This window comes from Streptomyces pacificus, assembly GCF_011766325.1.
Lineage (GTDB): Bacteria > Actinomycetota > Actinomycetes > Streptomycetales > Streptomycetaceae > Streptomyces > Streptomyces pacificus.
Genome location: NZ_BLLG01000014.1, coordinates 112,601 through 133,641 on the forward strand (window position 1 = coordinate 112,601; position 21,041 = coordinate 133,641).

Here is a 21,041-nt window from a genome sequence, read left to right on the forward strand (position 1 = left end):
TCCGGGTTGTCTCCCGGTCTCCCGGTCTCCCGGCCGTCCGTCTCGCCCGGTGCCGCGGACGGCGCGGGCCCGGGCGGGCACCCCGGCCCGGCCCGGTTCCCCCGCGAAGGCGCCGGACGTGCCTTCCGGCCCCGTGCTCAGCCGGCGGCCGGGCCGCCGGCGAGGACCGGCGGCGGTCTCAGCCCAGGCCAGGCACTCAGCGCGCCGGCCAGCTGCGCCCGCGAACGGACGTCCAGCTTCTGGTAGATACGCGTCAACCGGGCCTCGACCGTCTTCACGCTCAGATAGAGCCGCGCGGCCGCCTCCTGGTTGCTGGCGCCCTGCCCCACCAGCAGCGCCAGATGCAGCTCCGCCTCCGTCAGCGATGACAGCGCGCCGGCGCGGGAAGGCGCGGGATCGGCCGTCCCCGACGGGGTCTCCGACGCCAGCGCCAGCCAGGGCGCAGCGCCCGACCGCTCGAAGACCGCTGCCGCCGCCTGCAGCGCCCGCTGGGCGGCCGATCGCCTGCGACGGCGGCGCTCCACCCGGGCGAGCGCGATCAGCGCCCGGCCGCGCTCCAACGGCAGCCCCGCGCCGCCGAACCGGTCGGCGGTGTCGGCCAGCAGCACGGCCGCCTCGGTGGCCTTCCCGCTCGCGGCCAGGCAGAGTGCGTGCACCCGGTCGCAGCCGAGCAGTACCGTCGTACGGCCCAGCCGCTCCGCGACCGGGCGGACGGCGGCCAGGACGTCGCCGGCCTCCTCCGGGGCGTCGTTGGCGAGCAGCGCCTCCGCCAGCTCCTCGTGCCAGCGCAGCATGGACGGGTCGACGGCGCTCTGCGCCCGCTCCCCGGCCTGGACCCGGCGCAGCGTCTGAAGGGCGTTGGCCACGTCGCCGGTGACGAGCTGGACCCGGCCGAGCGCGTACAGGCTGCGGGAGAGGAAGACGCGGTCGCCCTCCTCCTCGGACGCCTGGGCGCTGCGGCGGGCGTAGCCCGCGGCGCGGGCGAAGCTGCCGCCCGCCGTCTCGGCGAGGGCCAGGGAGTACCAGGCGGGCCCCGGGGAGAGACCCGCCTCCAGGGTCAGTGCCAGCGACCTGCCGGCATGGGACAACGCGGCGGCGCACTGGCCCCTGCGCGCCTCGACCTCGGCGGACGTGTTGAACAGCTCGATGGCGTCCTCGACGGTACCGCGCCGCTCGACCAGCGGCAGCAGGGCGTTCAACTGGTCCCGGGCGTCGGTGAGCCGGTCGTCGCACAGGGCGTGGCGGATCGTCAGTATCCGGGCGGTGTTGCGGACCCCCTGCGGCCGTTCCACCATCTCCAGGGCCCGTGCCTCGGCGAGTACCCGCTCGGCGTCGGGCCGGCCGAGGAAGCGCTCCATGCGGGCCCGGACGGTCAGCGCCCTGGCCGCCGTCCTGGTGTCGCCGACGGAGGAGGCCAGTTCGGCCGATTCGACGGCGGCCGCCCGCGAGCGCAGGGGGTCGCCGTCGGCGAGCACGTACTTCACGGCAAGCCGGAGCTGTACGGCGGCACGCAGCGCGGTGTCGCCCTCGGAGTCCTCCATCGCGTGCACATAGATCTCGTCGAGGTCGGTGAGCCCCTGCCCCGCGGTGTCCAGCACCGCGAGCCGGGCGCGTACCCGGTCGGCGGGGCCGGCGTCCCGGGAGAGGAGGTCGGTGGCGGCCCGCACCGCCAGGTCGGCCCGCGCGGCACGGGCCGCCTCCTCCGCCGCGTCCACGAGTCGGGAGATCCGCTGCCCTCCCACCCGGCCGGGTGTGGTCTCCGCGGCGAGCAGGGCGAGTTCGGCCGCCAGGGCGCTGTCGCCCCGGCGACGCGCGGCTTCGGCTGCCGTGGCCACCTCGGCCGCCAGCAGTTCGTCGGGCACGTCCGTGGCGAGAGCGCGGTGCCGCACCTCCTCCACCGGGTCGTCCACGACCCGGGCGAGTGCGGCGTGCCCCTGGCTGCGCTCGGTCCAGCAGGCGTCGTGGACGAGCGTCGACGGCAGCACGCCGGCGGTGAAGGCCACGGACCCGTCCTCGGTGAGGGTGACCAGCCCGGCCCGTTCGGCCGTGGCCAGGTCGGCCTCGGCGCCGGGGCGGCCCGCCCGGCGGATCAGCGACGCCGACGGGCGCAGCGCGAGCGCGGCGAGCAGCAGCGTGTCGCGCACCGCGGGGGAGGCCACTGCGAGGAGTTGACGGGCGAGGTCGCGGGCGCGGCCCGACAGGGACAGCGCCTCGGCGTGGTGCACCGGTGTGCGCGCGTCGGCGAGGGAGCGGCCGATGGCGAGCGCGAGTCGCGGATTCCCGCCGCTCGCCCGGTGGATGCGTCCGGCCATCCGGGCCGGGAGGCGGTGGTGGATGAGGAGTTCGGCGATCTCGTCGGCGTGCAGCGGCGGTACGTTCAGCACATCGGCCTCGGAGGGCACCCACAGCGGTTCCGGGTCTTCGCCCCGGGTGCCGGGGCCGTACGCCTCGGCGTCGGGGGTCTCCACGGCGACGACCCGCAGCGTGGACGGGGCCAGGTGGAGGGCGAAACGCATCAGGTCCGCGCTCTCGGGGTCCATCCGCTGCACTCCGTCGACGACGAGCAGCACGGGACCGCGGGCGGCGAGCGCCCGGAGGATCCCGGCGACGGCCAGCCGCAGGGCGATGCGGTCCCAGCCCTCCTCGGGCACGGGGGCCTCCCGGCACAGCATCGCCACGGCGGCGCGCTGAGGGCCGGGGAGCACCCGGAGGACGTCCTGCTCCCCGGCCGGGGTTCCGGTTCCGGTGCCGGTGCCGGATGCGGTGCCGGTCGGCGGTCCTCCACCGTTCGCTGACACGGCGACCGAGGCCACCAGCGTGGCGGCGGCAGCGCCCGGGGTCCGGCGGTCGGTGGGGAGCGTGGCGAGCCGCAGCACATGCTCGCCGCGTGCCTCGGCGCGCGCCGCGATGGCGAGCGCCACCTCGGACTTGCCGACCCCCGCGGGGCCGGTGAGGAGCGCGCGCCCACCGGAGTGCAGCACGCGGTCGAGGCGGTCGAGGAGTTCGGCCCGGCCGACCGGCACGCGGGGTCCCCCCGCGCCGGGGCGCGGAGGCGGATGCGCACCGGTGTTCACGTACCCCCACCTCCTTCCGGCGTGCGGGCCCGCTGCCCGCCGGAGCAGAGAATACGAACCCGGTCGGCCCGTTCCAGGCCCCGTGTCCGGCATGCGGACAGGTCCGTCGTGGGCCGACAGCGGGGCGCGTCCGTGGGAACTCCCCACGAACGCGCCCCTGACCTGCATGGATGCTGGTCGTGTCGCCGTATCAGAAAGTGAGACGCCAGCTGTCGATGTAGCCGGTGTCACCTGATGCCACATCGCGGACCTGAAGCTTCCAGGTCCCGTTGGCGACCTCGCTGGAGGCGTCGACGGTGTACGTCGCGAGGACGTTGTCGGCGCTGTCCGAGCCGGAGGAGGTCTTCAGGTTGCGCACGGTCCCGTCCGGGGCGATCAGGTCGATGACCAGGTCACCGCGCCAGGTGTGCTTGATGTCCACGTCGACCTTGAGGGCGGCGGGGGCATTGCCGGTGATGCCGGTCACGGCGATCGAGGACGTGACGGTGGAGTTGTCGGAGATCGCGACGTTGGCGCCGTTGGTGAAGGTGGTGCCTCCGGGCGCGGTGCCGGTGACCGCGTCGACCGTCTTCGTGGCGTCGGCGATGCCGGCGCCGCAGCCGCCGGAGCAGCTGCCGGGCAGCGGACGGGCGTTCGCCTTGATCGCCGACTCGATGTCGGCCGGGGTCAGGGACGGCTTGACCGACTCCAGCAGGGCGGCGAGGCCGGCGATGTGCGGTGCGGCCATCGAAGTGCCCTGGTAGGGCTGGTAGTTCTCGGCCGACTGGGTGGTGGAGCCCGAGTTCAGCGTGGAGAGGATGCCGTTCTCGGGGGTGGTGACGGTGCCCGGGGTGTCGGTGGCGCGGCGGGTCTCGCCGCCGGGCGCCGACACGTCCACGACCGAGCCGTAGTTGGAGTAGAAGGAGCGGCTGCCGTCGCGGTTCGTGGACGCCACGTTGATGACGTTGGCGCAGTTGGCCGGGGTGGAGAAGGCGGCGTTGGCGTTGCTGTTGCCGGCCGCCACCACCACCGTGGTGCCGCGGGAGACGGCGCCGTTGATGGCGTTCCGGTAGACGCTCGGGCAGCTGAAGCTGTCGCCGCCGAGGCTCAGGTTGATCACCTTGGCCGGGGTGGCGTTGGCCGGGACGCCGGGGACGCTGCCGCCGGACGCCCAGGTGATGGCGTCGGCGATGTCCGAGGACGAGCCGCCGCACTTGCCGAGCACCCGGACGTGCTGGACCTTCGCGTCGTAGGCGATGCCGGCGACGCCCTTGCCGTTGTTCGCTGCCGCCGCGACGGTGCCGGCGACGTGCGTGCCGTGCCACGACGAGCCGCCCGCCTTGGAGTCCGGGCCGCACTCGCCGTCGGTGAGGTTCCAGTCTCCCTCGTCCTTGGGGTCGCCGTCGCGGCCGCTGCCGTCACGGGCCTCCGAGGAGCTGGAGATGAAGTCGTATCCGGGCACGGTGTTGGCGGCCAGGTCCGAGTGTGCGGCGTAGCCGGTGTCGATGACGGCGACGGTGACACCGCTGCCCGTGGTCTTGTCCCAGGAGCCGGGGACGTTCATGCCGCCCGTGGCCTCGAACAGGTCCCACTGCTTGGCGAATTCGGTGTCGTTCGGGGTGGCCGCCATCGCGTATGCGCGGATGTCCGGCTCCACCGAGGCGACCGAGGGGTCGGCGCGGAAGGCGTCCATGACCTCGGCGAGGTCCTTCTTCGAGGCCTCGCCGCCCAGATCGACCAGGGCGGCACCACCGGCGAGCCGGCGCTCGAAGCGCAGGTTCTCCCCGGTCTTGGCGCCCTTGGCCCTGGCGTCCCCGGCGGCGGCGGTGTTCGACCCCGCCTCCTCCGCCTGGGACTCGTAGGTGACGATGACCTTCTCGACCGGGGAGTCGGGCAGTTCGGTCATCGACTGCGAAACCGGGGCGGGTTTCGGCGAGGGTTCCCCCGAGGCGGCGGCGAACGCCACGGAGGAAGTGGCGGCGGCACCCAGAATCGTGGCGCTCGCGGCCACGACGGATATGAGTCTCCGTCCGGAACCGTTCAAGATGATTCCTTTCAACTGACGGTGCGGAGGCAGGGGGGCGGCGCATGAAGTCCGCGGTTCGCCGTGGGGGTGCGATCCGCGGAGCCCGGGCCGGGTGCGCCCGTGCGCCGCCTCCTGCGTGACGGCCCCTGGTCAAGAGCCGCCACCGGACGCATCCCGGAATTAGCATGCACCTGACATTCAGGGATGGCCGGGATCCGCCGGTCCGGCAGACAGTAGGCAACGCCGAGGCGAACCCGATACGGGGAAAACCCTTGTCACCCCCTGTGCGAACCCTGTGAACGGTGGGGGCTCGCTCCTCCCCGCCCCGCTGACCTGCGGTGACGGCTCGAGCTGAGCGTTCGACGGGCCGGGAGGACAATGGCGGGAGGGGGCCGTCGCCCAGAACTCACGGAGGTCGGCGTGGATGTCCTGGTCCTGATCGGACGCATCCTGTTCGCGCTCGTGTTCCTGTACTCCGCGGTGGGACACCTCACCCAGCACCGGCAGTTGGGCGCCTACGCCGCCGCCAAAGGCGTGCCCGCGGCCGAGGCCGCGACCGTGCTGAGCGGGGTGCTCCTGCTCCTCGGGGGCCTGAGCGTCGCGCTCGGGGTCTGGGCGGACCTGGGCGCCCTGCTGATCGCGGCCTTCCTCTTCCCCACGGCGCTGGTCATGCACGCCTTCTGGAAGGAGACCGACCCCCAGGCGCGCCAGACGGAGCAGATCTCGTTCCTGAAGGGCATCGCACTCGGCGGCGCCGCGCTGGTGATGTGCGCCTTCTTCGCCTACGCGGCACACGACCTCGGACTGACGCTCACCGGTCCCCTGCTCTCCATGGGGTGAGCGCGGCGCCCCCGGCGTCCGCCGTCGGCCGGTCCCGGGTCGCCACCCCGGCCGGGGCCCGGCCTCCGCGACCCCGGCCCGGGGCCGGGCCTCCGCGGCCGCGGCGCCGCGCGCCCGGCCGGGACCGGAGCGGCCACACCGTGCGACGACGTCCCGCGAGCCCCGCTCGGGACGGCGGCGGCCCCGGTCCGCCCGGCGAACGCTCAGCGCATGCGCAGCCGCGGCGCCCGCGCCGCCGGTGAGACCGGGCCCCCGTCCCCGCGCACATCGTCCTCCAGCGCCGCCGCCCAGCGGGTCAGCCCGGCGACATCGATCCCGTACGGCCCCCCGGTCCCCTGCGCCTCTCCGGCTCCGCAGGGCCCCCCGCCTGCGTACGGCGCGATCGACTCGGCACCCCGGGCCAGCAGCGCCGCGCTCCCCGCGGCATTGCCGCGTGCGGCATGCGTCAGCCCCACCGCCAGCTGCGCCAGCCCTCGCCACAGCCCGCGCTCCTCGTCCGGCCCGGACTTCCAGGCGTCCTCCAGCACCTCATGGGCGTGGAACGGCATCCCCACGTCCAGCAGCCGCTGCGCCTCCGTCAGCGTCTCCCCGGGCGGGCGGACCACCCCCTCCGGCTGCCGGTCCACCCCTTCCGCTCCGTAGGGCAGCGGCCGGCCCAACCCGTCCCGGGGACGCGCGCTGCGCGCCCGGCCCTCGTCATCGCGATCCCTCGACGTCCTGCTCACGTCCCGATTGTCACCCCTCGGCCCTGATCGGGACCAACGCCGGACCCGCCGCGCACGGTGGGGCCGTGTCTCCGGGCGGGGTGCGGATTGAGGTACTGTTCTCCTGCGCGCTCGACCGGGGCAGGCTCCCCGGGGACGCGTGCACCGGGACGTGGCGCAGCTTGGTAGCGCACTTGACTGGGGGTCAAGGGGTCGCAGGTTCAAATCCTGTCGTCCCGACGGTAGGGAAGCAGGTCGGAGGGGCCCCTCGGGGCCCCTCTCGGTCGTTTCCGGAGCTTGCCGTGAGCGGTACGGCGCGACCTCCCGAGCGCGGGCGCCCGCAGGGGCCGGTTGCACCTCCCCGGTACGCGGGTGTGCCCACGCCACGCGATCGGGGAACAGGGCGCACGTCGCGCGACGGTGCCCGGGCCGCGGGCCCGCCCCCGGTACGGCGAGCCCTGCCGCGGATCAGCGCACCACGGCGATCGCCGTGACCACCAGCCCCGACTCGACGAGCCAGCGCCCTTCGAAGCCCCTCAGCGGCTGCCCGCCGACGACCGGGCCCTCCACGAGCAGCCGGGCGTGGAACGTGGCGTCGTCGGGGTCGATCGCGACGACCGCCTCCTCGAAGTCCAGCCAGCGCCGCGCCAGCGGGTACCAGGCCTTGTAGACGCTCTCCTTGGCGCTGAACAGCAGCCGGTCCCAGCAGACTTCCGGGCGCAGGGAGCCGAGCCGCTCCAGCGCCGTGCGTTCCTCGGGCAGCGTGACCAGGTCGCGGACTCCCCGGTCGGGCAGGGGCAGATGGGGTTCGGCGTCCAGGCCGATCGCCAGCACGTCGGCGGCATGTGCCACCGCGGCCGCCCGATAGCCCCGGCAGTGCGTCATCGCGCCGACCACGCCGGCCGGCCACTGCGGAGCCCTCGCGGCCCCCGGCAGGATCGGCCCGGGAGGGAAGCCGAGCTCTCCGAGCGCCCCGCGGGCGCACACCCGGACCGTGCCGAACTCCCGCTGCCGTTCGGGTACGGCGTTCGCCACGACGGCCCGCTCCTCGGGGTACATCTCCGGTACCTCCGGGTCCCCGAAGGCCTCACGGACCGCGATCGGCGGAGGCAGCAGTTTGTCGATCATGCGCGTGCCCCGTCCGGTACCAGCGGGAAGACCTCCACGGGACGACCGGGTGCTCCCGGGCGCTTGCGCCACTCCCGCGGATAGCCGAGCGAGACCTCCTGGTGCGGCACGCCCTCCCACCGGATCAGCCGCGGGATGTGCAGATGGCCGTAGACGACGGCGGACGCGCGGAACCGGCGCGGCCAGTCGGCGGTGGCCTCCGTCCCGCACCAGAGCGCGAACTCCGGGTGCCACAGGACCCTGGTGGGCTCACGGATCAGCGGAAAGTGGTTGACCAGCACGGTCGGCAGGTCCGCCGGCACCTCGGCCAGCCGTGCCTCCGTGATCTCCAGCCGGGCGCGGCACCAGGCGTCCCGTGACGGATGGGGGTCCGGGTGCAGCATGAACTCGTCCGTGCACACCACGCCGGCCTGCTCCGCGATCGCCAGCGCCTCCTCCTTGGAGCGCGCCCCGGCGGGCCGGAAGGAGTAGTCGTAGAGGACGAAGAGCGGGGCGATCGCCACCGGACCGCCGGGGCCGTGCCAGACCGGGAACGGGTCCTCGGGAGTGACGACCCCCAGTTCCCGGCAGAGCCGCACCAGATGCCGGTAGCGCTCCTCGCCGCGCAGCCGCACCGGGTCCTCGGGAGGCGTCCACAGCTCGTGGTTGCCCGGAACCCAGATCACCTTGGCGAACCGCCCGGCCAGCAGCTCCAGCGCCCAGCGCACGTCGGCCACGTACTCGCCGACGTCACCGGCGACCAGCAGCCAGTCCTCGTCCGACTCCGGGCGCAGCCCTTCGACGATCTCGCGGTTCTCGGCATAGCGGACATGCAGGTCGCTGACGGCCACGAGCCTGGGGCCGCGGGGGCCGCCCCCGGCGCGCACATCGGCGGGTGTCTGCGGACCGCCACGGACCTCATAGCTCACGGTGCACTTCCCAGCTCCTCGGTAGGACGGCGGCTTGCGGTGGTGCGGCGGTGGACCGCACCCCGGTGCGACGACTGTACGACGGTGCAACGACGGCGGGTGCCGGGCCGGTTCCCGGCACGTCGTCGCGCACCGGGGCCGGCGGTCCGCCCGTCGGCGGCCCGCGGTCCGGCGCCCGAGCGCAGGATAGGCAGCTCAGTCCAGTTCACTGGGAGAGGCCGCTGCCGTACGGGGCGTACAGGTCGAGCAGCCGCACCCGGGCCGAGTGCAGCCGATGGGCCAGCACGCGCGCGACCCACTGGCCTATCGCCGAGCCGAACGCGGGATCGGCTTCCATCAGGTTCCGGACGGGGGCTGCGTCGAACTCCTGGGCGCGCACCGGGGTCATGGCCTCGGCGCCCAACTGCCAGACGTACGGCGGGAACAGCCATGACCAGCCCACGAGTTCGCCGAAGCCGAGGTTCTCGATCACAGCGGGGCGTCGGCCGGGGACCCGGATGTCGAGTGTGACGGTACCGGACCGGATGATCCAGAACCGGTCGGCGAGACGGCCCTCCTCGAAGACGCGGGCCCCTTCGGGGAACTTGACGTCCTCGGCCATCTCCATCAGCCGGCCGCGGTACTCGGTGGAAAGGGCGGCAGTGATCCGTGTCGAAGAGCTGCTCATCGCTGGGGCCTCCGTATCCCTCAAGGCCATCGTGAGCCGTCGGGGCGCCGAATGCACGGCCTGGGCCGTATGACGCGGCCTGCGTCCGGTTCGCGGAACCGGCGCGTGTGCGGAGCCGGCGCGTGCGCCGGTTCGGGACGTGCCCGGGTCGGCGGGTGCGCCGGACACCCGCAGGCTCGCCGAGCAGGGAGGTCCGGCCGAGCCCGACGGTCCGGCGAGCGGCGGAGTCCGACGTGCCGGAAGGCCGCGCCGGGCCTGCGGGCCTGAGGGGCGGGCGGAAAGGGGCCTTCGGCGTACCGGAAGGCTCGACGAGGCGGAACGCCCGAGCCGCCACAGACCCGCGGGTTCGGTCGCGCGGCGGCCGGAAGGGGTCGGGGCGCGGCCGGGACGGTGGGTGACGGAGTGATCTCATGGCGTGGTGGGGCGGCTCATCATGCCGGTGAGCACGGTGAGCACGGTGAGCACGGTGAGCACGGTGAGCACGGTGAGCACGGTGAGCACGGTGAGCACGGTGAGTGCGGTGCTGCGTGTGCACGGGACGCTCACCGGGGCCAGTCCTTGGTGATCTCGAAGCTGTGGGACTCGCGGCCGAGAATCCGGCCGTCCTTGTCCGCGATGGTGCCGGTGACCTGATAGACGTCCCGGGCCATATGGCCGATGGGCAGCCGCTCGGGCGGCAGCACGATCTCGTAGGGGCCGCCGCGGCGGTAGTCGCCGAGCAGGATCTCCTGACGGCCGACCGTCACGCCCTGCCTGGTCCGTTCGTCGACGAACCGCAGCCCCTCCAGGTCGCGGCCGGAGCCCACGACGAACTCCAGCCGTACCCGGAACTCCGAGCCCTCCCGCAGCACCAGCGGTGCGGACGGGGGTCCGGCGCTGCCGCCGTCCGGGGGCGTCAGGCGTACGGGCATGTCGGGGCGCCCCTCCACCTGGATCGTCATGCCCAGGAGCTCGAAGTCGGAGGTCACATCCATCGCATGCGCCAGCTTTCGCCGCTTATGAGAAGAAATAACCGGTATCTCAGCCTAGTCGTCCCTGCCCCGGGTAGTCGCCGCATGAGGCTCCGGTGCACGGAGAGCGCAGAGCGCCGGTGGGACGGGGAACCGGCGGGGACGGAGAGGTCGGATGGTGTCGGGACAGGAGGGGCGGCCCGGTGGCGGCAGCGACGGGCCCTTCACGGTGGTGGTGCGGCAGGGCCCCGAAGCGGGCATCGTGGTGGTCGAGGTCACGGGGGAGCTCGACCACGACACGGCGGAGCCGCTGCGTTCGGCCCTTCGGGAGGCGGTCGCCGGCGGGGCGCGCCGGATCGTGGTCGACTGCGCCGAGCTGCGGTTCTGCGACTCCACCGGACTGAACGTGCTGCTGCGGGCGAGGCTCGCCGCACAGGCCGGCGAAGCCCGGGTGGAGCTCGCCGCGCTGCGGCCGCAGGTCGCCCGCATGCTCGCCGTCACCGGTGCGGCGCCGATCTTCCCCCGGTACGCGAGCCTCGGCGAGGCACTCGCGCCCCCACCGCAGGAGCAGCCGTGAACCCCGTACTTCCCCGGCAGGGCCGGATCCGTCGCCTCGGGATCACGGGGGTGAGGGGTGCGGTCGGCCGCTGCCGCGACTTCAGCGCGAAGGCGCTCGCGGACTGGGAATGGCTGCCGTCGGGGGGGCTCGGCCGTCACCCGTCGGATGAGCCGTACGCCTGGGATTCCCGGGATTCCCGGGACGCCTTTGACGCCTGGGACGCCTGGGACACGAGCACCGACAGCGAACCGGACTGGGACGAGGAGCGGCGGGCGGTCGCCGAGGACGTGCTGATGGTGGTCTCCGAGATGGTCACCAACGCCTGTCTGCACGCCGGAGGGCCGCTTGAGCTGGTTCTCGACTGCACGTCCGAGCGGCTCCGGATCGAGGTCAGCGACGGCAGCCCCGAAGCGCCCCGGCCGCGCCCGTACCCCCACTCCGCGGTGCCCGGCGGGCACGGTCTGGTGGTGCTGCGCCGGCTCGCCCGGGCGTGGGGCTCGGTGCGCCGTGACTCGGGCAAGACGGTGTGGGCCGAGGTCGCCGCCCCCGTCCGCCGTGAGCGGCCACGGGGCGCCGAGCCGGCCTCCCCGTGCGACAGTCGTTAGTGGGGCCGGAGCCGGCGGACGGCCGCCGGGCCCGGCCTCGGCCACGGGACGCAGCACGATTCGGCACACGAGGTTGGCCATGGACGAACCCGGACGCACGCGGCACGCCATGGGGCGCGAGCCACTGGAAGGGGTACGGCCGCCCCCGGAACTGAGCGAGGAGGGGATCAGGGAGATCCTGGCCGGGCTCACGGCGGTGCGCGACGGGGACTTCTCCTCCCGGCTGCCCGAGGAGGCCGGCGGGATCATGGGCGAGATCGCCGCCGTGTACAACGGCATGGCCGACCAGCTGTCACTGGTCGCCTCCGAGGTCACCCGGGTCGCCAGTGAGGTCGGGGGCGAGGGCCGGCTCGGCGGGCACGCCCGGGTGGAGGGTGTGGGAGGGGTGTGGCAGGAGCTGACCACGGGCGTGAACACCATGGCCGACAACCTCACCTCCCAGGTCCGGTCGATCGCCCAGGTCGCCTCCGCCGTCGCCAGGGGCGACCTGACGCAGAAGATCCGGGTGGACGCGCGGGGGGAGATCATGGAGCTGAAGGAGACCATCAACACGATGGTCGAGCGCCTGTCGTCGTTCGCGGAGGAGGTGACCCGGGTGGCCCGCGAGGTGGGCACCGAGGGCAATCTGGGGGGTCAGGCCAAGGTCCGCGGGGTGTCCGGTACCTGGAAGGACCTCACCGACAACGTCAACTCCATGGCCACCAACCTGACCAACCAGGTGCGGAACATCGCCCAGGTCACCACCGCGGTGGCCCAGGGCGACCTCACCCGCAAGATCGACGTGGATGCGCGGGGGGAGATCCTGGAGCTCAAGACGACCATCAACACGATGGTGGACCAGCTCTCGTCGTTCGCGGCCGAGGTGACCCGGGTCGCGCGGGAGGTCGGCAGCGAGGGCCGGCTCGGCGGCCAGGCGGAGGTCGAGGGCGTCTCCGGCACCTGGAAGCGGCTCACCGAGAACGTCAACGAGCTGGCCGGGAACCTCACCCGCCAGGTCCGCGCCATCGCCGGCGTCACCAGCGCCGTCGCCGAAGGGGACCTGACCCGCTCCATCACCGTCGACGCCTCGGGCGAGGTGTCCGAACTCAAGGACAACATCAACGCGATGGTGGAGTCGCTGCGCGCCACCACCCGCGCCAACCAGGAGCAGGACTGGCTCAAGACCAACCTCGCCCGGATCTCCGGACTCACCCAGAGCAGCCGCGACCCCGTCCAGCTTGCGCAAGTGATCATGGACGAGGTGCCGCCGCTGGTCTCGGCCCAGTACGGGGCGTTCTACCTGGCGGCACCTGGGGCACCTGGGGCGCGGGAAGCGCGGTCGGCACCTGCGGCGGGCCAAGGCCCGGGTGCGGGCAGGGCAGGGGATGCGGGTGAAGGAAGGGCCAGGGGAAAGGCCGGGGGAGGGGGTGCGGCCGAGGGTGCGGGCGCGAGAGAGGGAGAGGGCGCCTGGCCGGGTGGCCGTGACGGCGGGGGCGACGGAGGCGACGGAGGCGTTGGCGGCGGTGGCGGCGGTGGCGGCGGTGACGGCGGTGACGGCGGTGGTCACGGCGGCGGCGGTCACGGTCCGGGTGCGCGGGAGGCGGGTATCGAACTCGTCAGGATCGCCTCCTACGGTGCACCGCCCCCGGCGGCGTCCGCGCCGCCGGCCCGCTTCCGGCTCGGGGAGTCCCTGGTCGGGCAGGCCGCGCTCAGCCGCCGCACGGTAGCCGTGGACGACCTGCCGGCCGGGTATGTCACGATCTCCTCCGGACTCGGCGCCGCATCGCCGGCGGCGCTGGTCGTGCTGCCGATCCTCGTCGAGGACCAGGTGCTCGGTGCCGTGGAACTCGCCTCGCTACGGCCCTTCTCCGGCCTCCACCGCGACTTCCTCGACCAGTTCGCCGAGTCGGTCGGCGTCGTCGTCAGCTCCCTGATCGCCCACGCCCGCACCGACGAACTGCTGGAGCAGTCCCAGCTGCTGACCGCCGCACTGCGGGCCCGTTCGCAGGAACTCCAGGTGCAGCAGGAGGAACTGCAGAGCTCCAACGCCGAACTCGGCGAGAAGGCGGCCCTGCTCGCCGACCGCAACCGCGACATCGAGCGCAAGAACCTGCAGATCGAGCAGGCCAGGCAGGAGCTCGAGGAACGGGCCAAACAGCTCTCCCGTACGTCGATGTACAAGTCCGAGTTCCTCGCCAATATGAGCCATGAGCTGCGCACCCCGCTCAACAGCCTGCTCATCCTCGCCCAGTTGCTCGCGCAGAACCCCGAGGGGAACCTGACGGCGAAGCAGGTCGACTATGCGGAGGTCATCCACTCCGCGGGCTCGGACCTGCTCCAGCTGATCAACGACATCCTCGATCTGTCGAAGGTCGAGGCGGGGAAGATGGACATCCACCGCGAGCCTTTCGCGCTGGGCCGGCTGCTGGAGTACGTCGAGATGACCTTCCGGCCCCTGGCGGCCGAGCGCGAACTGGACTTCCGGGTGGTGACCGCGCCCGGAGCCCCCGCGGAGATCACCACGGACGAGCCGCGGCTGCGGCAGGTACTGCGCAACCTGCTCTCCAACGCGCTGAAGTTCACCGAACGCGGCGGCGTCGAACTGCGGGTCCGGAACGCGACCGACGCCGAACTGCCCGAGCGGATGCGCGGTGGGCCGGTGGTCGCCTTCCAGGTACGGGACAGCGGCGTCGGAATCGCGCCGGAGCACCTGGACACCATCTTCGGCGCGTTCCAGCAGGGTGCCCTCTCCACCGGCCGCCGCTACGGCGGCACCGGGCTGGGACTCTCCATCAGCCGGGAGGTCGCGCAGCTCCTCGGCGGGGTGATCGTCGCCGAGAGCCGACTGGGCGAGGGCAGCGAGTTCACCTTCTACGTGCCCGTAGGCGGCGCCCTGCCGCGCGCTCCCGCCTCGGAGGACCGGGCGGCCGCCCCGCGCGAGCGCGGCGTCAAGCCCGGGGCCGTGGGCGGCGGTTCACTGGTGGGACGGGTGGTCCTGATCGTCGACGACGACGTGCGCAACGTGTACGCGGTCACCGAGATACTGGAGGCGGAGGGAGCACATGTGCTCACCGCGGCCGACGGGCGTTCCGGTATCGACCTGCTCACCGCGCACCGGGAGGTGGACCTGGTCCTGATGGACGTGATGATGTCCGGCATGGACGGCCATGCGGCCACCGCCGCGATCCGCGGCACGCCCGGCTTCTCCGACGTACCGATCATCACGGTCACCGCGAAGGCGATGCCCGGGGACCGGGCCCGCAGCCTGGAGGCCGGGGCGAACGACTACATCACCAAACCCGTCGACGCCCACGACCTGGTGGAGCGGGTGCACCACTGGCTGGACCGGGACTGACCGGGGGCTGGAGGCCCGGGGCGCCGCCGTCGTCGTCCCGAGCGGCGAGGCGGCCGCAGGGACGCCCTCCGTCAGGACACCCGGACGACCACCAGGCTCGTGTCGTCGTCGGTGTCACTGGTGACCGCGGCGAGCAGCGCGTCCGCCTGCTCGTCCAGGCCGGCGGGCTCGAGCCGCTCCACCGCCCGCCGGAGTCTCTCCAGGCCCTGGTCGATACCGGTTCGCCGGCTCTCCACCAGCCCGTCCGTGTAGAGCATCAGCGTGTCCCCCGGCTCCAGACGCGTCAGCCTCTCCTCGTATGCCACCGCCGGGACCGCGCCCAGGAGAATGCTCCCCGGTGGTTCGAGCAGACGGGCGGCACCGCGCCGGAGCAGCACGGGCGGAAGGTGGCCGGCGCTGGCCCAGCGCAGCGAGTGGTCACCGGGGTCGTACAGGCCGCAGACCGCGGTGGCGGTGAGGCACCCGTAGGTGTGGAGGGTGACCTCGTTGAGCCAGGCCATCAGACGGCCCGGGGGGTGGCCCGTGAACGCCAGTCCGCGCAGGGCGTTGCGCAGCGCCACCATGCCGGTCACCGAGTCGATGCCGTGCCCCGCGATGTCCCCGGTGACCACGAGCACCCGGCCGTCGGGCAGCGGCAGGACGTCGTACCAGTCGCCGCCCACCCGGTACTCCTCCGCCGCCGGCCGGTAGCGGGCCGCCACCTGGAGACCGGGAAGCTGCCGCAGCTCCGGCATCTCGGGGACGATCGCCTGCTGGAGCTGGAGGACGAGCTGCTGCCGCAGCGCGGCCTGGGCCTGCGCAGCGGTCAGCCGGTCGAAGGTGGCGCTCAGCGCGATCTCCGTGTGGTGCTGGGCCGACACGTCCTGGTAGACGCCGGTGATGCCGCTGAGTACGCCGCCGGTCAGCAGCGGTTCCGCGGCGATCCGCAGATACCTCAGCCCGCCGTCCTCACGCACCGCCCGCACCACGGTGTGGCCGCCCTTGCGGCGGCGCGTCAGCGTCGTCAGCAGTTCGTCGAGCTTGCCGGTGTCCTCCTGGTGCAGATGCGGGGCCAGCTGCCGCAGCGGCACGGGGGAGGTGCCGGGCTCGAGCCCGAAGATGCGGTAGGCCTGCTCGCTCCACCGGGATTCCCCGGTGACCAGGTCGTCCTCGAACGCGGCCAGGTTCTCCAGCCGGCCCAGCACCCGGCTGAGGGACAGCCCGGGGTCGGTGGCGCAGTGCCAGAGCACCACCGTGCGGTCGGGGCCGACGGGAAGCACCCGCACGTCGTGCAACGGGTCGGGACCGTCGGCCCGGTACTCCACGGGGACCCGGGTCGCCCGCTGGGGCGCCGCGGACTCCCGCGCGGTCGCCGCGAGCCGCACGAGGTCGCCGTACATGGCGGGGAACACCTGGGCGAGCGAACGGCCGGCGGGGCCGTGCACATGGCGGACCGATTCCAGCGCCGGCCGGTTGAGGCTCTCGATGCGCAGCGACCCGCTCTTCGCGTCGGCGCGCAGAACCATGGCCGGATGCGTCAGCAGGTCCAGCAGCGGGGCGAGCACCCCGGGCCCGGCGGTGCCGGGAGCGCCCACGTCGAGGATTCTCGCCGCCGGCACGGCCAGCCCGGTCAGCGCTCGCCGGACGTGCTCGTCCAGGACCGCGGGGCCCGGCCAGTCGACGAGGGCGAGCCCCGTCACCACACCGTGCTGCCGCAGCGGCAGGACCGCTCGCGCGGAGTCGGGAGCCGGCCCCGGCAGCGCCTCCGCCGGGGCCGTGCCGCCCGGCAGCCAGAGCGGCGTGCCCTCGCCGAGCACCCGGTGCAGCATGCTGCCCGCGATCGGCGGCACCCAGTGCCAGTGGGCCGTCTCCAGCGGGGTCACCCCGGCCTTGCCGGCCAGCTGCAGGCAATCCGTCTCGGTGCGGAGGAACAGCCACAGCGCCCGGGCCCCCAGCGGTCGCATCCCGCCGTTCAGGAGGGTCGCGGCGATCTCGTCGGCCGTGCCGCCCAGCTGCGCCGCCGCCTCCGCGCCCGCCTCGGCCCACCGCGCCCTGCGGTCCGCGCTCCTGACCCCGCCGTACCCGGCTCGTGCGGCGTCGTCCCCGGTCACCGGGCCGCCGTCCCCCTCGGGCGGCGGATCTCCGGAAGCGCCCGGCGGGCCGGTGGCGCCGTTGACGATGTCGGCGGCGAGGTCCTCCGGTCTGGCGTCCATCGTCTCGGCCAGCCGGGTCAGGTGGTCGGCGGCCTCACCGGGGGTGAAGGAGTGCTGTGCGACGAGCACGCCGCCGGCCGTGTCCAGCAGATGGCGGCGGGCGGCGTCGCGGCGCAGCGCGGTGAGTTCGGCGGTCAGCCGTGTGACCGCTTCGTCCAGCCGGTCGGGCTCGGGCTCGACCGGCCCTTGCTCGGGCATGGTCATCTCGTCTCCAGCGTGCCGCACCGGATTCTACCCGTGCCCGCCGCCCGGGCCACCGGGTCCCGCGCCGGGTGAGCCGGCCGGGTTCCGGCGCCTGACGGCGACGGGGCCGCCGTCGCCCCGAGTGCCGGGGGCCGGTGCCGGCCGTGCGGGTGCGTGCGCGCCCCTGGCCGTGCCCCGGGGCAGGGCCAGGGGCGCTGGCGGTCGGGACCGGCGTGTTCGGCCGGACGGAAGCCGGGGTACACGCAGGCAGGGGCGCTGGACCTCAGGGCTTCTGCCCGCCGTCCTCCGCGAGCAGCGCCGCGCGGAGTTCGGCGAGCACCCGGGCCAGCAGCCGGGAGACGTGCATCTGCGAGATGCCGAGCCTCTCGCCGATCTCGGCCTGGGTCAGATCGTCTCCGAACCGCAGGGACAGGATGGCGCGTTCACGCTCAGGCAGCCGGGCGATCAGCGGCTTGAGGCACTGAAGGCACTCGACGATGTCCAGGGCCGGGTCCTCGACGCCGAGACGGTGGGCGAGGGGGCTCTTGCCCTCCTCGTCGTCGAGCGGCTCTACCGAGCGGGCGGCATAGCCGTTGGCGGCCCTCCGGCCCTCCAGGACGGCCTCCTCGGTGAGATCGAGGCGGGCGGCCAGCTCCGCCGGAGTGGGCGCGCGGCCCAGGTCCTGCTCCAGGGCGTCGTACGCCTTGGCGAGATCCAGCCGGAGTTCCTGGAGCCGCCGTGGCACGCGCACCGCCCAGCTGGTGTCGCGGAAGAAGCGCTTGATCTCCCCGACCACCGTGGGCAGCGCGAAGGAGGTGAACTCGACCTCACGCTCGACGTCGAACCGGTTGATCGCCTTGATCAGGCCGACCGAGCCGACCTGGACGATGTCCTCCATGGGCTCGCTGCGGCCCCGGAACCGGGTGGCGGCGTACTTCACCAGGCTGAGGTTGAGCTCCACCAGCGTGTTGCGGACGTACGAGTACTCCGCCGACCCCTCCTCCAGCGTGCGGAGCCGCCGGAACAGGGCGAGTGAGAGGGCGCGCGCGTCGAGCGCGCTGACGGTCCGGAAATCCGGGATCTCCGGCAGATCGCCGAGTGCGGCCGGTCGGTTCGGCCGCGTGCCGCCGACGCCGGATCCGCGGGTGGTGAAGCTGGACATGAGCGTCCTCCGAGGGAGGGGGGCCGACGCCACCGGCGGTGACGGGACCGTCGCTCGGACTCTGCCCGCGCAGTACATCCGCGGTCTTGCGCCGTCTTGCCCAGTCTTGCCCGGTACCGCTCCGGCGCCTGCCTGATACCTCAATGTACCTTTTCGGCGCAGCCGGTGTCCGACGTGCGGAGGGAACTCGTTCCGTGGGCGCGTGATACGGGCGGTCCGCATACCCGCGGTGAGGGCCTGCCGACTGCGGGTGGCGGTGGCGGTGGCGGTGGCGGTGGCGCTGGCGGTGGAGGTGGCAACGGCGGCGGGTGCCGGGTCCGCCGTCAGGGCAGGTAGCGCTCCAGCGCGGCGGCACCCTTTTCCGCTATCTCCCTGCGGGCACGGGCCACGTTCTCGGGGGTGCACTCGCGGCCGGACGCCATCACCAGGTCCTCGGGGTCGAAGGGCCGTTCCGAGCCGGTGAAGTACCGAGCCGGCCGCCGCCTGCTCTCGGGCTGCTGCTCTCCCGCGTTCTCCTGCTTCATGGTCTGCCTCCGGGCTCATGCCGTAGCTGGGGGACTGCTACCAGCATCACGCGGCATCCGGCCCGATGCAGCCCGGCAAAGCGAAGGGGGCCGCGAACACCGCCCGTTGTGAGCGGGCGGCTACGATCCGCGAGGACGCGGCGGCGCGGCGGCGCCTTCGCGTGACGGTGGGCGATGCGGGGGGTGCGGGGGTGCGGGGGTGTGCGGGGCTGCGGCCGATCCCGTCGGCCGTCAGGCGATCGACGCCGAGACGACGGCGGCGACCGCGAGATTGCACGCCGCCGTGACCCAGACCGCAGGGTGCGGCTCCGGCTCCACCAGCGTCGCCCCCAGCCTGCCGGGCGTCACCAGGTCCACCACCAGGAACGCCAGCGCCATCAGCAGCAGCCCCAGCATCCCGAACGCCGCCGTCGACACGAGCCCCTTGGCGAAGTCGTCGTAGGTCGTCCAGATCGAGGTGAAGACGATCCCGCCGATGCCCAGCAGCGCCGAACTCAGCAGCACCGCCGCGTTGCGGTTGCGCTCCTCCCAGATCAGGCGGCCGAGCCTGCCCGGCGTCAGCACGTCCACCAGCACGATGCCGAGGATCAGCAGCACGATGCCGAGGGCACCGTAGGCGGTGGTCCGGCCGAGTCCGTTGACTATGTCCGTCATGGGAGGGGGTCTCCGTCGTCAGAGAACGATCGTGGCGAGGGCGCGGCAAAATGTATCGCACGCCCACCGCGGCGATGACGGGGCCGCCCTGGGCTTGCCGTAGCACCTGGGGCCTGATGCCCGGGGAGGACGCCCGGGCGGGGGCGTGGCCGGGCGGGCGCGGAGCCCGGGCCCCCGCCGCGCCTCCCTCTGCCGTACTTCCCGATGCGCCCGCCGTTCCTGGGACGGCTGCGGTGTCCGGTCCGCAGCCGTCCGCCGGGAGTGCACACGGCGGCGGCGCCCGGAGGATCACCGGCCGTGCGGCCCGCCGTGCCTGTCGTGTGAGAACCGCCGCCCGAGCACCAGCAGGTCCACCGCTGCGACCAGCACCAGGACCCCGCAGGCCACGGCCAGCGCGACGAGCACAGAGGGATCCGGGGAATCCCCCGGGCCGGACGCGCCCGCCCAGGCCGCGAACAGCCCGGTGCCCGCGGCGAAGACGGGGAGGGCGGCGAGTGAGAGCACCAGGCGCAGGGCCAGCGCGCTCCGTGCGGTGACGGGTTCTGTTCCGGTCCGGTGCGGCATGGCGCCTCCCGCGTGCGTACCGGGCCGGTGCCTGGCCGGACCGTGCTGGCCCGGATCGCTGCGCTCCGGATCGTGCCGGTCCGGACGCCGCGCCGGCGCCCGGCCCTCGGCGCGGCGGGCCTGTTCGTTTCCGGGGCCTCTGCCGCGGTGGGCCCGGTTCGTGCCCCCTGAATGACCCGTACCCGCCCGGCGGGGCGCCGAACACACCGTCCGGACCGTCCGGCGGCCCGGACGGCGCATCGCCGTCCGGGTCCCGATCGGTACGCGCACCGACGGCCCGGCCGGCGGCGCGGCTCAGTGAGGCGTCTCCTGCGGCAGCACACCGACGAACGGGTCGCCCTCGCCGGTGAAGGTGTAGGCGCCGTTGCGGATGCGTTCGATGAGGTCGCGGGTCCACTGGGCGCCGGTGTCGGCCGAGTGGAGCCAGAAGTTCATGATCTCGCCGATGTGGCCGAGTTGCTCCGGGCCCTCCGCGGGGACGTAGTCCTTCACCACGGTCGCGCGCCACGCCTCGATGGCGCGCACCCGCTCCGCGAGGAGGCGCAGGGCCTCCTCGCGGTCGAGGTCCACCATGAAGCCGAGCCCGGTGGTGAGCACGTCGGGCCTCTGGTCGTAGGCGGTGAGGGACTGCCGGAGCAGGGAGAAGTACTCCTCGGTGCCCTGCTCGGTGACCTCGTACTCGGTACGCGGCGGCCCGCCCGCCGTGGAGGGGGCGATCTCGTGCGCCCGCAGCAGTCCCTGCTTGGCCAGCTGCTTCAGGGCGTGGTAGATCGAGCCGGGCTTGGCGTTGGACCACTCGTGCGCGCCCCAGTACTCCAGGTCGTTGCGCACCTGGTAGCCGTGGGCCCGCCCGTGCCTGCGGACCGCGCCGAGCACCAGAAGTCGGATCGCTGACATGGGGCCAGCGTAGAGCCGGCCCCGTCGCAACCGGGAGCTGGCCTGCTCCTTCGCGACCGGTTCGAGGGCCGTCGCGCCGCCCGGCCACTCG

18 protein-coding genes and 1 tRNA gene are annotated in these 21,041 nt (G+C 73.8%); 5 read left to right on the forward strand and 14 right to left on the reverse strand.

Annotated elements, in window-relative coordinates; all coding sequences use genetic code 11:
* Nucleotides 1-137 precede the first annotated feature (137 nt).
* Nucleotides 138-3,074, reverse strand: coding sequence for an AAA family ATPase (locus SCWH03_RS21000; protein ID WP_173265837.1), 2,937 nt, complete (start codon nt 3,072-3,074; stop codon nt 138-140).
* A gap of 190 nt (nt 3,075-3,264) precedes the next feature.
* Nucleotides 3,265-5,064 carry a S8 family peptidase gene (locus SCWH03_RS21005; RefSeq protein WP_173265873.1) on the reverse strand — a complete coding sequence of 600 codons (1,800 nt, stop codon included), beginning with the start codon at nt 5,062-5,064 and terminating at the stop codon, nt 3,265-3,267.
* A 435-nt stretch (nt 5,065-5,499) separates the two neighbouring features.
* Here SCWH03_RS21005 and SCWH03_RS21010 point away from each other — a divergent pair, with 435 nt between their 5' ends.
* A complete protein-coding gene (locus SCWH03_RS21010; protein WP_173265838.1) occupies nt 5,500-5,919 on the forward strand; it encodes a DoxX family membrane protein in 420 nt (139 codons plus the stop codon).
* 203 nt (nt 5,920-6,122) lie between these two features.
* Here SCWH03_RS21010 and SCWH03_RS21015 read toward each other — a convergent pair whose 3' ends face one another.
* Complete coding sequence (locus SCWH03_RS21015) at nt 6,123-6,644, reverse strand: DUF309 domain-containing protein (protein ID WP_173265839.1); 522 nt, start codon at nt 6,642-6,644, stop codon at nt 6,123-6,125.
* A gap of 145 nt (nt 6,645-6,789) precedes the next feature.
* Between SCWH03_RS21015 and SCWH03_RS21020 the strand changes: the two genes are divergently transcribed.
* Nucleotides 6,790-6,863: transfer RNA gene (locus tag SCWH03_RS21020), tRNA-Pro, on the forward strand.
* Nucleotides 6,864-7,091: 228 nt separating this feature from the next.
* Here SCWH03_RS21020 and SCWH03_RS21025 read toward each other — a convergent pair.
* The 5 genes from SCWH03_RS21025 to SCWH03_RS21045 form a co-directional block, all read right to left on the reverse strand.
* Entirely contained in the window at nt 7,092-7,751 is a 660-nt protein-coding gene (locus tag SCWH03_RS21025) for a 4'-phosphopantetheinyl transferase family protein (RefSeq protein ID WP_173265840.1), read from the reverse strand.
* Nucleotides 7,748-8,659, reverse strand: a complete 912-nt coding sequence (locus SCWH03_RS21030; protein WP_371872735.1) for a metallophosphoesterase family protein — start codon at nt 8,657-8,659, stop codon at nt 7,748-7,750. The genes SCWH03_RS21025 and SCWH03_RS21030 overlap by 4 nt, the downstream gene beginning before the upstream one ends.
* Before the next feature lie 205 nt (nt 8,660-8,864).
* A complete protein-coding gene (locus SCWH03_RS21035) occupies nt 8,865-9,326 on the reverse strand; it encodes a Crp/Fnr family transcriptional regulator (RefSeq protein ID WP_173265841.1) in 462 nt (153 codons plus the stop codon).
* A gap of 408 nt (nt 9,327-9,734) precedes the next feature.
* A complete protein-coding gene (locus SCWH03_RS21040) occupies nt 9,735-9,872 on the reverse strand; it encodes a hypothetical protein (protein WP_173265842.1) in 138 nt (45 codons plus the stop codon).
* On the reverse strand, nt 9,869-10,300 hold the full coding sequence (locus SCWH03_RS21045; protein WP_173265843.1) for a rho GDP-dissociation inhibitor: 432 nt from the start codon (nt 10,298-10,300) through the stop codon (nt 9,869-9,871). Before SCWH03_RS21045 ends, SCWH03_RS21040 begins: the two co-directional genes overlap by 4 nt.
* 151 nt (nt 10,301-10,451) lie before the next feature.
* Here SCWH03_RS21045 and SCWH03_RS21050 point away from each other — a divergent pair, with 151 nt between their 5' ends.
* The 3 genes from SCWH03_RS21050 (at nt 10,452) to SCWH03_RS29280 (ending at nt 14,774) form a co-directional block, all read left to right on the forward strand.
* Nucleotides 10,452-10,853, forward strand: coding sequence for an STAS domain-containing protein (locus SCWH03_RS21050; RefSeq protein ID WP_173265844.1), 402 nt, complete (start codon nt 10,452-10,454; stop codon nt 10,851-10,853).
* Nucleotides 10,850-11,440 carry an ATP-binding protein gene (locus tag SCWH03_RS21055; RefSeq protein ID WP_254076912.1) on the forward strand — a complete coding sequence of 197 codons (591 nt, stop codon included), beginning with the start codon at nt 10,850-10,852 and terminating at the stop codon, nt 11,438-11,440. The genes SCWH03_RS21050 and SCWH03_RS21055 overlap by 4 nt, the downstream gene beginning before the upstream one ends.
* 79 nt (nt 11,441-11,519) lie before the next feature.
* Nucleotides 11,520-14,774, forward strand: coding sequence for a HAMP domain-containing protein (locus SCWH03_RS29280; RefSeq protein ID WP_254076913.1), 3,255 nt, complete (start codon nt 11,520-11,522; stop codon nt 14,772-14,774).
* A 71-nt stretch (nt 14,775-14,845) separates the two neighbouring features.
* Here SCWH03_RS29280 and SCWH03_RS21070 read toward each other — a convergent pair whose 3' ends face one another.
* The 6 genes from SCWH03_RS21070 to SCWH03_RS21100 form a co-directional block, all read right to left on the reverse strand.
* The gene (locus tag SCWH03_RS21070) at nt 14,846-17,170 is read right to left on the reverse strand and encodes a SpoIIE family protein phosphatase (protein WP_173265845.1); all 2,325 of its coding nucleotides are present in this window, start codon (nt 17,168-17,170) and stop codon (nt 14,846-14,848) included.
* Nucleotides 17,171-17,432: 262 nt separating this feature from the next.
* Complete coding sequence (locus SCWH03_RS21075) at nt 17,433-18,311, reverse strand: SigB/SigF/SigG family RNA polymerase sigma factor (protein WP_173265846.1); 879 nt, start codon at nt 18,309-18,311, stop codon at nt 17,433-17,435.
* A 323-nt stretch (nt 18,312-18,634) separates the two neighbouring features.
* Nucleotides 18,635-18,835, reverse strand: coding sequence for a hypothetical protein (locus SCWH03_RS21085; RefSeq protein WP_173265847.1), 201 nt, complete (start codon nt 18,833-18,835; stop codon nt 18,635-18,637).
* Nucleotides 18,836-19,066: 231 nt separating this feature from the next.
* A complete protein-coding gene (locus tag SCWH03_RS21090; protein WP_173265848.1) occupies nt 19,067-19,489 on the reverse strand; it encodes a DUF350 domain-containing protein in 423 nt (140 codons plus the stop codon).
* A gap of 288 nt (nt 19,490-19,777) precedes the next feature.
* Nucleotides 19,778-20,053: a DUF6343 family protein gene (locus tag SCWH03_RS21095; protein ID WP_173265849.1), complete on the reverse strand. Its 276-nt coding sequence runs from the start codon at nt 20,051-20,053 to the stop codon at nt 19,778-19,780.
* Nucleotides 20,054-20,347: 294 nt separating this feature from the next.
* Nucleotides 20,348-20,950 carry a PadR family transcriptional regulator gene (locus tag SCWH03_RS21100; protein WP_173265850.1) on the reverse strand — a complete coding sequence of 201 codons (603 nt, stop codon included), beginning with the start codon at nt 20,948-20,950 and terminating at the stop codon, nt 20,348-20,350.
* Nucleotides 20,951-21,041 lie beyond the last annotated feature (91 nt).